This window comes from Candidatus Fusobacterium pullicola, from assembly GCA_018883725.1.
Lineage (GTDB): Bacteria > Fusobacteriota > Fusobacteriia > Fusobacteriales > Fusobacteriaceae > Fusobacterium_A > Fusobacterium_A pullicola.
The window spans coordinates 61101-73381 of record JAHLFN010000067.1 but is presented as its reverse complement, the minus strand read 5'-3'; the positions used below and the strand labels follow the sequence as shown (position 1 = coordinate 73381).

At 28.4% G+C, this 12281-nt stretch carries 12 protein-coding genes; all 12 read right to left on the bottom strand.

Features of this window, described 5'->3' with window-relative positions:
• Window positions 1-478: 478 nt before the first annotated feature.
• Window positions 479-1438: a ketose-bisphosphate aldolase gene (locus IAA47_07210; protein MBU3842752.1), complete on the bottom strand. Its 960-nt coding sequence runs from the start codon at window positions 1436-1438 to the stop codon at window positions 479-481.
• A 3-nt stretch (window positions 1439-1441) separates the two neighbouring features.
• On the bottom strand, window positions 1442-2338 hold the full coding sequence (locus IAA47_07205) for a carbohydrate kinase family protein (GenBank protein MBU3842751.1): 897 nt from the start codon (window positions 2336-2338) through the stop codon (window positions 1442-1444).
• Window positions 2339-2363: 25 nt separating this feature from the next.
• Window positions 2364-3734, bottom strand: a complete 1371-nt coding sequence (locus IAA47_07200) for a PTS ascorbate transporter subunit IIC (GenBank protein ID MBU3842750.1) — start codon at window positions 3732-3734, stop codon at window positions 2364-2366.
• A 35-nt stretch (window positions 3735-3769) separates the two neighbouring features.
• Entirely contained in the window at window positions 3770-4045 is a 276-nt protein-coding gene (locus tag IAA47_07195; protein MBU3842749.1) for a PTS sugar transporter subunit IIB, read from the bottom strand.
• A gap of 21 nt (window positions 4046-4066) precedes the next feature.
• Complete coding sequence (locus tag IAA47_07190; GenBank protein ID MBU3842748.1) at window positions 4067-4492, bottom strand: PTS sugar transporter subunit IIA; 426 nt, start codon at window positions 4490-4492, stop codon at window positions 4067-4069.
• 105 nt (window positions 4493-4597) lie between these two features.
• Window positions 4598-6619 (bottom strand): BglG family transcription antiterminator, encoded by a 2022-nt coding sequence (locus IAA47_07185; GenBank protein MBU3842747.1) that lies wholly within the window; start codon window positions 6617-6619, stop codon window positions 4598-4600.
• A 110-nt stretch (window positions 6620-6729) separates the two neighbouring features.
• Complete coding sequence (locus tag IAA47_07180) at window positions 6730-7638, bottom strand: transposase (GenBank protein MBU3842746.1); 909 nt, start codon at window positions 7636-7638, stop codon at window positions 6730-6732.
• Between the two features lie 238 nt (window positions 7639-7876).
• Complete coding sequence (locus IAA47_07175; GenBank protein ID MBU3842745.1) at window positions 7877-8134, bottom strand: transposase; 258 nt, start codon at window positions 8132-8134, stop codon at window positions 7877-7879.
• Window positions 8135-8137: 3 nt separating this feature from the next.
• Window positions 8138-8278 (bottom strand): hypothetical protein, encoded by a 141-nt coding sequence (locus IAA47_07170; GenBank protein ID MBU3842744.1) that lies wholly within the window; start codon window positions 8276-8278, stop codon window positions 8138-8140.
• Window positions 8279-8546: 268 nt separating this feature from the next.
• A complete protein-coding gene (galE, locus tag IAA47_07165) occupies window positions 8547-9536 on the bottom strand; it encodes a UDP-glucose 4-epimerase GalE (protein ID MBU3842743.1) in 990 nt (329 codons plus the stop codon).
• Between the two features lie 18 nt (window positions 9537-9554).
• Window positions 9555-11075, bottom strand: coding sequence for a UDP-glucose--hexose-1-phosphate uridylyltransferase (galT, locus tag IAA47_07160; protein ID MBU3842742.1), 1521 nt, complete (start codon window positions 11073-11075; stop codon window positions 9555-9557).
• Window positions 11075-12250, bottom strand: coding sequence for a galactokinase (locus tag IAA47_07155; GenBank protein MBU3842741.1), 1176 nt, complete (start codon window positions 12248-12250; stop codon window positions 11075-11077). The genes galT and IAA47_07155 overlap by 1 nt, the downstream gene beginning before the upstream one ends.
• Between the last annotated feature and the right edge of the window lie 31 nt (window positions 12251-12281).

Genomic DNA, 12281 nt, shown 5'->3' with positions numbered 1-12281 from the left:
TTTGAATTTTGTAAATCAGTATTACAATGAGGACAAATATTAAGTTCTAAATCAACAATAGAATCAGGTTTCTGTACCTTATTAAGAGTGTAACCTTTATGTCCAATTTGTCCACCAGAAGATTTATTACTATTCTTTCTAAGAGATCTATCTTTTTTTTAGTAAATCTATCAGTAGAAGGAGGAAGGCTACTATTAGAACTATTCATATTAAGTCTAGCTCTAAGGGTAGCATTTTCTTTCTAGCGCTTCAATTCTAGCAAGAGCTTTTTCAAGTTTATCTAAAAGTTCTTCAAAAGTTAAATTTTTCATAATGGTTCACCTCCTAATCAAAAAAGTACTTAAATAGTATATTATATTTTTGGCAACAAAAAAAGACCTTCTTCAAATTTTTGGAAGAAAGTCTTAGTTTTTTAATTATAGACCTGAGTAGTTACGTATTAAGTTTATTTTATTAAGAATAGAGAATAATTATAATTTTAATTTATTTTAAAAATATTTCTTATTTTCTCACTATAGAATTTTTTCATCTCTTCTTTTGGATATTCTAAGATTTTTTTCAAATCCATCTCTTTTGGATTATTTTTAAGATTTTCTCTTAAACAACTAGTAAATACTAATCTTCCATCAGTATCTACATTTATTTTTGTAACAATTGATTTTGAAGCTTTTTTCAATTCTTCATCTGGAATTCCAATGGCATCTTTTACTTCTCCACCAAACTCTTTAAATTTTTTTATATATTCTTGAGGTACAGATGAAGAACCATGTAATACTATTGGGTAAGAACCTATTTTTTCTTTAATCTCTTCTAAAATATCCAATCTTAGTTTAGGGTCTTCTCCTGGTTTAAATTTATGTGCTCCATGAGCAGTTCCTATTGCTATTGCTAAAGAATCTACTCCTGTTTTTTCTATAAATTCAATAGCTTCTTTAGGTTTAGTAAAATGAGAATCATTTGAACTATGTTCATCTTCTACTCCCGAAATAATTCCTATCTCTCCTTCAACAGAAGCATCATACTCTTTTGCCAATTCCACAACAGATTTTGTTATTTCCACATTTTTTTCAAACTCATATTTTGAAGCATCTATCATTACTGAAGAAAAACCGTAATCTAAGCAATCTTTTATCATATCTACTTCTTTTCCATGGTCTAAATTAAGTGCAACTGATATTTTTGAACCTTTTGCTCTAATCTCCTCTATTGCTCCTTTTATCATTAGTGGTAAAAGTTCTTTTCCTATATATTTCCTTGCACTTGCAGATATTTGAAGTATTACATCACTATCTGTTTCTACACAAGCTTCTAAAATAGCTTGTAATTGTTCCATATTGCAAAAGTTGAAAGCTGGTATCGAGTATCCACATTCATTTGCTCTTTTAAACATTTCTCTAGTATTTTCTAATCCTAATTCTTTATAGCTATACTTTTTCATTTATTAACCCCTTTTTATTCTCTCTAATACCTCTTCTATTTCAGGAATAGAGTTTCTTCCACCTAATTTTTCTACTGACAATGAAGCACATGCAGAAGCAAATTCTATATTTTTTTCAATTGAAAAACCATTACTCAATCCATATACAAAAGCTCCATGGAAAATATCCCCAGCTCCTGTTGTATCAATTGCTTTTGTTTTAAAGGCCTTAAATTTTCTTACTTTTCCATTCTCTTCCATAATAGCTCCTCTTTCTCCTAAAGTAACTATTACAGTGTTTTTGTTTAGTTCTTTTAATTTTAAAAGAACTTCTAAGAAATTATCCTCATCTATTTTATTAATACCACAATAATCCTTTGCAAAATCTTCAGAACATACAAGATAGTCAACTAAAGCCCCTAATACTACTGTTCCTTTTTTAAATGTCCCAGCATCTAATACCTTTATTGTATTTGGAAATAATCTTATTGCTTCTAAAGCTAAATCTAATTCATGTCCATCAAAATGTAGAATCTTCGGTTCATTTTCATACTTAAATTCTATTTTATCTATTTTTTCCTCTTCACGATAGTTTATTATAGTTCTAGAACCATTACTTCCATTTGCTATAATTAAACTACAAGGTGTAACATATTCATCTTTTATTAAGATATTTTTTGTGTCTACTCCTACACTTTTTAAATCATTTAAAATCTCATTTCCATAAACATCATTTCCTAATGTAGTAATATATGAAACTTCTTCTCCATATTTCCCTAAAAGATAAGAGGCGTTCCCTGCAGGTCCGCCACTCACCATTATTCTCTCTTGTGCCTTATATTTTCTATTTTCTACTGGGAAATTTGGTAAAAGATATGTTATATCATAAGCTGAATGCCCTACACATAATATTTTCTTCATACCTTTACCTTCCTTTTTTTATATATTAATACTCGTCTTTTGCATTTATAACGTGTGTTTTAGTTTTAATAAAGTTTGGTACAATTAATATTACTAATAATATTACAACTATTGCATATACTCCAATCTCTCCAACACCTTCTACTGCTTTTCCTATAAGGATTCCTAAAACTCCAAAATCGAAATCTCCAAATGTAGTATTTTGGAATCCTATGCTTCCTAATACTGGTAATAATGCTGCTGGTAAAAATGCTAGTAATAATCCATTTACAAATGACCCTACTATTGCTCCTTTTTTACCTCCAGTAGCATTTCCATATATTCCTGCTGTAGCTCCACAGAAGAAATGAGGTACTAATCCAGGAATAATTAATACTGCTCCCATTGCTCCTAGAACAATCATTCCTATAACTCCACCTATGAATGAAGAGATAAATCCAATTAACACAGCGTTAGGTGCATATGTAAAAAATACTGCACAGTCTACTGCTGGTATTGCATTTGGTATTAATTTTTGTGATACCCCTTGGAAAGCTGGAATTAATTCTGATAGTATCATTCTTACTCCATTGTACACAATTGTTACTCCAACAGCAAAGCTTAAAGCTGAAGTTATTGCAAATACTATATAGTTTTTTCCTCCTGAAAGATTAGTCATAACATATTCAGGACCTGCAGCTATAGCAGCTACTAGATAAAATACTAACATTGTTATTGCTGTAGATATTGTACTATCTCTTAAGAAGTTAACTTTTTCTGGAATTACGATATTTTCTGTACTGTCTCCTTTATTTCCTATTTTCTCTCCTATAAATGCTGATAAATAGTAACCTAAAGAACCAAAGTGTCCCATAGCAATTCCATCATCATCAGTTACTAAGTCTGTATATTTTTGTCCTATACTTGGAGATATAGCTGACCAAGCTCCTAATAATATACCACCAATTAAAATTAAAGTTGTTCCTTTCATTCCTGATGTTGATAAAACAGCTGAGAACATACATGCCATAAAGAAACTATGGTGTCCTGTTAAGAAAATATATTTATATTTTGTAACTCTTGCAATAATTATATTTATTACTAATCCAGTTACAAGAATAAACATTGTTTCTTTACCTAATAAATTTTGAGCTATTGAAGTTATAGCTTCATTATTTGGAACAACTCCTGTTATTCCAAATCCTTCTTGTATCATTTTTCCTAATGGGTCTAGATTTTTTACAATGAAATCTGCTCCTGCTCCCAACATTATGTATCCTAATATTGGTTTTAAAGTTCCAGTAATTAATTTATTAAAAGGTTTCTTTAATGCTAATAATCCTACTAAAGATATAATTCCTAATAAAAATGCTGGGCTTGTTAAAATATCATTTCCTATTATTTTTAAAAACTCCATTTTTCTTCCTCCTAAACTTTATATATTATTATTTTTTATTTAACTAATTCTTTTATTCTTTCTAAAACATCTTCTTTTATTTTTTTCTTATTTGTATAACTTCTTATTTCAGCTACATTATACCCTTGTAATTGTTCAGCAAGTTGTTTTACTGTTACTATTAAATCTGCTTGTTTTCCAGCTACAGAGTTAAAATCTGATGAAGCTACTTCTGCTTCTATTCCCTCCTCTTTACAAATTTCATCAATTTTCATAGCACACATTAAGCTACTTCCAATTCCATTTCCACATACAGTTAAAATTTTTATCATTTTTCTTCCTCCTGAATTTTTTTATATTATTTGTTTTATTTCTTCTATAGTATTAGTTTTTAGTAATTCCTCTATTTTTTCCTCATTATCTACTATTTCCATAAGTTCAGTCAATGTGTTGATATGAGAACTATTATCTTTTGCTCCTAGGACAAAAAATAATTGTACTTCCTCTCCATTATCAAATTTTACAGGTTCATGTAATTTTAATAATGCTAAGCAACTTTCATTAACTCCATCTTCTGGTCTAGAATGAGGCATAGCCACATTTGGAGCTATTATAATATATTCACCAAATTTTTTTATATTTCCTATCATTGCTTGAATATAACTTTCTTTTATTTTATTTTTTTCCAATAAAGGAGTAGCAGCAATCTCAATAGCTTTCTGCCAACTTTCTACTTTTGTTAATACAGTTATATTATCCGCCAAAATATCTTTTAACATTTATATTACCTCCATCTTTGTTCTAATTTATTATAAAATATTCTCAAATAAAATTAAAGATTTGATTTTTTTCAAAAAAAAAAGAGAAAAAATTCTCTCCTTTTTTTATATATTTATACACTTTAATACATCTTTTGAATTTTTACATCTCTTTAATTTTTTTAATAGTTTATTTTCTTCAAAATTTTCAATTATTTCTACTAAACTATCTAGATGTTCTCTACCATCTTGTGAGCAAAAACTTATTACTACATTTATTTTATTACCATCTATAAAATCTATTCCCTCTTCATAAATTGCCAATGAGAATCCTGTTTTACTAACCTTTGATTTAGCTTTTGCATGAGGAAATATTACTCCAGGTACAAAAAGAATATAATTTCCAAACTCTTTAACTATTTTTACCATCTCATCAATATAATCTTCTTTAATACACCCATCTCTTAATAATAAATTTCCTGTTTCAATTATTGCTTCTTCCCAATTTTTAGCTTTTCCTTTTATAATTATTCTACTTTCAGGTAATAGGTCAAATATTGTATTTTTTTTCTGACAAATATCGTCTATTAATTTTGTATCTAAAAAATTTTTTAAACTTTTTAATAATTTTTCTGTTACCACAATATTAGAGTTATCTTCTAAAACCTTTATTAATTGAGAAAAAAGTATCTTCTTATTATCTCTAGGAACTGGATAGTTATCTAAACTTTGAATATCCTCTTTAGATAAAATTGGATTTACTCTTATTACATCTCTATTAGTATTAAAATTATCTAATGGAACTGTTGTTAAAATTAAATCTATATCTTTTCTTCTTTCAACCTTTTCTAATAAATATCTTGGAATAGCGTCTACTATCTCAACTCTGTAAATATCTTTAATCTGTTGAGCTAGTAATTTTGAGCTTCCATATCCTGAACCGCAAACTATCAAAACCTTTAATTTTTCTTTTTTTATTTTAATATTTCTATCAATAGCTGCTTTAAAATGGATTGTTAAAAAGGCTATCTCATCATTTGTAAATATTATCCCTATAAAATTCTCTAATTTTTCAACAGCTTTTTTAACTATTGAAAATAAATTAGGATAGCTTTCTACAACTTCTTCATAAATACTATTTTCTAATTCTATTCCATTTTTTATCCTATATATAGTTGGTTTTATATGATTTATTAGTCCTAGTATAAGAGTTTCATCATTTGCTATATCTACTTCTAACTCTTTATTTACTTGTTCTATAAAATTTTTTACCATTATCTCTATCTCTACCCAGTTTTCATAATAAGAGTATGTAATATTATAAGTATGACTTCCTAAAAAATAGTCAGTCATCTTTAAATACTCTTCTTTTGAAAATTCCATTTCATAAAATCCTTCTAATAGAGCTTTAGATTGAATTATAGCTTCATATTCCTTAGTATTTTCCAAAAAATTACTATTTTTTATATTTTTTATCTTATTATCATTTTTATTAAAATAAATAACTAAAGTTATATATTTTAAAATAATATCATAAGCTTCATCAGAGATTATTTTTTCCATTAACTTTTGACAATAATTTATAAATAATTTTATTCCCTCTTGATTTATATCTCCTAGATATTCATAAATAATATTATCTAAAAATTTACTTTTTTCTCTTTTACATAATGTAATCGCTTTTAGAGTACATTGTCTAATCTGTTCTTCACTTCCCTCGATTACTAATCCTTTTTTAGGTAGGATTTCTAATTTTAAACCATATACATCTAAAACTTTTCTTATATCTCTTAAATGAGCTTTTACTGTACTTATACTAATATCTAAAAAATCTGATAAAGTTGATTGTTTGATTTTTCTTATCAAACATATATTTAACAAAATAAATAATTCTCTCTCCTTTGCAGAAGGAATATATGGAGTATTTTCATTTAAGATTTTTTCTATCTCTTCTATATTCTCTATAAAACACTCCCCTTTATTTAATGAAATCTGATTCTCTTTATTTAACTCTTCATTTATTTTATCCAACTCATAACGAATTGTTCTTTCACTTACCTTAAAATACTCAGCTATATCTTTTAAGAAGATTTTTTTATCTTGACTTAATAAAAACTTTAAAATTTTAGTTGAACGACTTGTTAACATCTTTATCTCCCAAATAATCTTTTTAATTAAAGTATACTCTATTATCTTATTATTTTAAATATATATTTTTTGATAATTTTTTCTTTCAAATTATGTCAGCTAAATTTTAGTCAATATAAAAAATGAGTTAATTTGTATGGCATAATTGGTATTACATTATCATCAATCAATAATTTTGCTATTGCTGGAATTTTATATCCTGCATCAACTACAATATTTTTTATTCCAGAATATTTGTTTTTTAATTTTTTATACAATTCTGGAAAAGCTTTAGAATCATGAATATTACCAGGATTAACTATAAAATCTAATACGAAATTATTTTTATCACACGCTGTATTAGCTGAATATGCAAATACCTTTTTATGTTCACCTTTATGGAAAACACCACATTCTACATCTGTTGTACTTTGCTTTATTCTTTTCTCTTTAATAGTTTTATCAAAATTTAAAGTTTTTTTATGATTTTCTCTATCTAAATTAATCTCTTTTTCAAGTTGTTCTTGATAAAATTTTGAGTTTTCTTCTATCAAAACATTTCTAGCTTTCTGATTATTAGCGCTAGCTTTAATATGTGTTCTATCAACAAATACACTTTCAATATTAACAAATCTACATTTAATATCTTCAGAAATTATCTCGTTAAAAATCTCTTCAAATATTTTTGGATTTTGAAATCTTCTTTGACAGTTTTTTCCAAAAGTAGTAAAATGAGGTATTTTTTCATCAAGACCATATCCTAGATACCATCTGTAAGCAATATTAACTTCAATTTCTTTAATAGTTTGCCTCATAGAACGTATTCCAAAAAGATATTGAATTAGAATTATTTTAAATAAAACAACAGGATCAATACTATTAGTTCCAGTATTACTATATAGAGGCTTAACTTTTTCATAAATAAAAGATAAATCAAGCGCAGAATCAATTTTTCTAATAATATGATCTTGAGGTACTAACATATCAAGATTAATATTTTTAACATCTTGTCTAGTATTATTATTTCTTATTTTCATCATATTAAATCACCTAAATTTATTATATCAGGCTTTTTCTAAATTAACAAAACAAAAAAGGCCATAGACAAATTAATTGTCTACAGCCTGATCATCATATATAAATTTTTACAATGAAGAAAGATTATAAAGAAATCTAGGAGAACGAAGTCCCTTAGAATATAGAGAATTTAATAAATAGAAAAAGAAAAAAATGTTAATAATTAAATTGAGTACTTGACAGGTGACATTTCACTTCAATTTACTCAGAGATTTGACGCGTAGTTATACTTTTAGCATACATAGAGATGATTTTATCATCAATAGCGGAAATATTTTTTTGACGTTTTTTAACAATTTTAGGCTCAAAAGAAGCATACCTATCTAGAGGAAGTTCAATAGTTGTTTCACCATATTTACTATGAATAGTTTTAGTTTTTCTACCATTTCTAGAGTTAGTAGAGTCAGAACGTTCATATTTATTATACCTAAGATGTTCAGTCATTTCAGCTTCCATCATTTCTTAGATTGTATCTCCAAGTAAATCCTTTAAAGCCTCTTGCAAATCATTAGTAGATTGAATATCATACTCTTGAATAAACGAAGTAATAATATTTCTTTTAGTATCAGTAAGTTTAGAAATTTTTCTTCTTTTTCTGTCCATAAAAATAGACTCCTATAATATTTAAGATTTTATCATAGAGAGTTATTAAAAAGAATTCTTAATTTATAGAAATTTTTTCATATTCTCTCTCTTTTTTTCAGCTAATTTCAAAGGTTTGGGCTATTTAAATTTACAACAGCCCCAGCCTTAGTTTTTTAATTAGGGATCTGAGTAGTTACAAATTATAAAAGTAAAAGAGGTATAATCCACAAATGAGAGATAGGGTGAAAGGTGGATTTATACCTCTTTTGCTATTTAGTTATATTCATTAATCTTCATATCCATTAGGATGAGATTTATGCCAATTCCAAGCAGTTTCTATAATTTTTTCAAGAGAGTTATATTTAGGTTTCCATTTTAATTCTCTCATAGCTTTTTCAGAAGTAGCTACAAGTTTAGCAGGGTCTCCAGCTCTTCTAGGTGATACAACAGCAGGTATAGGGTGTCCAGTTACCTTTCTAGCAACTTCAATAACCTCTTTAACAGAGAATCCTTCTCCATTTCCTAGGTTGAATATAGTACTCTCTCCACCGTTATATAATCTTTTTAAAGCAAGGATATGAGCATCAGCTAAGTCCATTACATGGATATAGTCTCTGATACAAGTTCCATCTACAGTAGGGTAGTCATCTCCATAGATACCGATACTTTCTCTTTTTCCAAGAGCAACTTGTAATATGATTGGGATAAGATGACTTTCTGGGTTATGGTCTTCTCCAATTTCTCCACTTGGATGAGCTCCAGCAACATTGAAATATCTAAGAGCTGTAAATTTTATTCCATAAGCTACGTCACACCATTTCATCATCTTTTCAACTGCTAATTTACTCTCTCCATATGGATTTGTAGGGAAAGTTTTATCAGTTTCTAATATAGGTATATTTTCAGGTTCTCCATAAGTTGCAGCTGTTGATGAGAAAACTATATTTTTTACATTGTGTTTTCTCATAGCTTTTAATAAGCAAAGAGTTCCATAGAAGTTATTTTCAAAATATTTTAAAGGTTCACTCATACTTTCACCAACAAGTGAGAAAGCAGCAAAGTCAATAACTCCTTCTATTTTATTCTCTCTAAATACTTTATCTAAGAACTCTTCATCTCTTAAATCTCCAAGAACAAGTTTTGCTTTTTCATGAACAGCGTCCACGTGTCCTGTTAAAAGGTTATCAAGTACAACAACCTCTTCTCCACTATCTATTAAAGCTCTAGTTACGTGACTTCCTATGTAACCAGCTCCTCCACATACTAATACTGCCATTTTTATAGCCTCCTTAAATTAAATACTATTTACATGGTCAACAAATCTTATTAAACCAGCTTGTCCTTTCTCATCTCTTTTATAGACACCAGCATCTTCAAGAACTCTAGAGAAAGTAATTCCTACTTCAGATTTTAATATATCATGAGCATTTTGAGAAGATATTTTTTCATGTTTTTTCATAATATTTTTTATCCAATCTAAATGCTTCTCAACTTTACTATCATTTTTTATCTTTTCTTCATAGTTAGAAGCAACGATATATTCACTTAAAATCTCTAATTCTTCTTTTAATCTTCCAGGTAGAACAGCAAGTCCCATTACCTCAATAAGTCCAATATTTTCCTTTTTAATATTATGAACATCAGCATGAGGGTGGAATATTCCAAGTGGATGCTCTTCACTAGTTCTATTATTTCTAAGAACTAAATCTAATTCGAAGTTTTCTCCTCTTCTTCTAGCTATTGGAGTGATAGTGTTGTGAGGAGTATCCTTTGAATAAGCAAATATTCCAAGAGATTCATCACTGTATTCTCTCCAAGATTTTAAAATTTTATCAGCTAATTCAACTAATTTAGCTCTATCTTTTCCAGTTATTCTAAGTACAGACATAGGCCATTTTACAATTCCAGCTTTTATATCTTCATATCCTTTGAAAATAACTTCCTTCTCTACAGGAGCTTTAGCCATAGGAAATTCATGGTGTCCACCTTGATAGTGGTCGTGGCTAAGGATAGAACCTCCAACTATTGGTAGATCTGCATTTGAACCTAGGAAATAGTGTGGAACTTGCTCTGTAAAACTTGTAAGTCTATCAAGAGCTTCCTTTGTAATTTTCATAGGTCTGTGTTCTCCAGAGAATACAATGGCATGTTCATTGTAATATACATATGGAGAATATTGAATAAACCAAGGCTCATTTGTTAGAGTTAGTGGAATAACTCTATGATTTTGACGAGCAGGGTGATTTACCCTACCAGAGTATCCCACATTCTCATAACAAAGTAGGCATTTTGGGTATGAAGACTGAGGCATTAATCTCTCTTTAGCAATATCTCTAGGGTCTTTTTCAGGTTTAGAAAGATTTACTGTTATTTCCATATCACCATACTCAGTAGCTGAGTACCAGTGCATGTTCTTTGCTATTCTATCCATTCTAATATAGTTAGATTTTTGAGCAAAGTCATAATAGAAATTAGTAGCTTCTTCTACTCCCTTATCTTGAGAGATTTTTTCAAATTTTTCTATAATTTGAGTAGCAGTAGGAGTTAATTTTCCCATAATTTCAGTATCAAAAAGATCTCTCATAGTGATTGTATCCTCGATGATACCTTTTTCTACTGCATAATCACACATTCTATTTAAAATTTCAGTAGGGTATTCAGGAATTTCAGCTTCGCTATACTCTACATCTTCCCATTCATCTAATTTTAATAGGTGTAGTATCTCATTTCTAGCAATTATTTTATCATATTTTCCAATTAGATTATTTTTTAATCCAAAAGCAAGTAAAAGCTTTATATCTTTAAATATATTCATTAAAATTCACCTAACTTTCTACTTCCATCTCCGATTTTTGCTACATAGAAGTCAGCTACAAGTCCTGTTTTAGCTGTATATTTTTCCCCAACTGATTTTATAAATTCATCTATATTTTCATCTTTTACTATACTAACTGTACAACCACCAAATCCAGCTCCAGTCATACGAGCTCCTATTACTCCTTTAGCTTCCCAAGCAGCTTCAACTAAAGAATCAAGCTCAAAACCAGTAACTTCATAGTCATCTCTTAAAGATATGTGAGATTGGTTCATAAGCTCTCCAAAAGCTTTGATATCTCCCTCTTTTAATTTTTGTACAGCTTCAACTGTTCTTGCATTTTCTGAAACAGCATGAGTAGCTCTTTTTAATTGCTCTTCATCAGTTATAAAATGTTTAACTTCATTGAATTTCTCAACAGAAAGTTCTCCTAAATATTTGATATTTATTCCATGCTTATTTAATACCTTTACAGCAGCTTCACAAGATGCTCTTCTTTCATTATATTTAGAATCAGCAAGACCTCTCTTTTTATTAGTATTAGCAATAACTACAGATGCTCCATTTAATGAGATAGGTGCATATTGGTAGTTAAGTGAGTTACAATCAAGTAGGATAGCATGGTCTTTTTTACCCATTCCAATAGCAAATTGATCCATAATTCCACAATTTACTCCGATAAATTGGTTTTCAGCTTTTTGTGATAGTTTAACCATATCAACCATATCTATATCTAAATTAAAGAAATCTTTTAAAACAACAGAAGTTAAAAGTTCTAGTGAAGCAGAAGATGAAAGTCCAGCTCCATTAGGGATAGTTCCGTTAATTAAGATATCAAATCCAGAATCAATTTTGTATCCAGCATCTATAAAAGTTTTGATAACCCCTTTTGGATAGTTAGCCCAGTTATCCTCTTTTTTATTTACTAACTCATCTAAAGAAAACTCTTTTATTCCCTCTTTTACAAAGTTTAATGAGTACATTCTAAATTTATTATCATCTCTTTTAACAGCAACTCCATAAGTTCCAAAATCAAGAGCACATGGGAAAACAAATCCACCATTGTAATCAGTATGTTCACCAATAAGATTTACTCTACCAGGAGAAAAGAAAACATCTACCTTTCCCTCATAGTTGAAAACTTTTTTAAACTCTTTTATTAGATTTTTTATCATGTTTAACCTCCGATTAATTTATCTATTTACT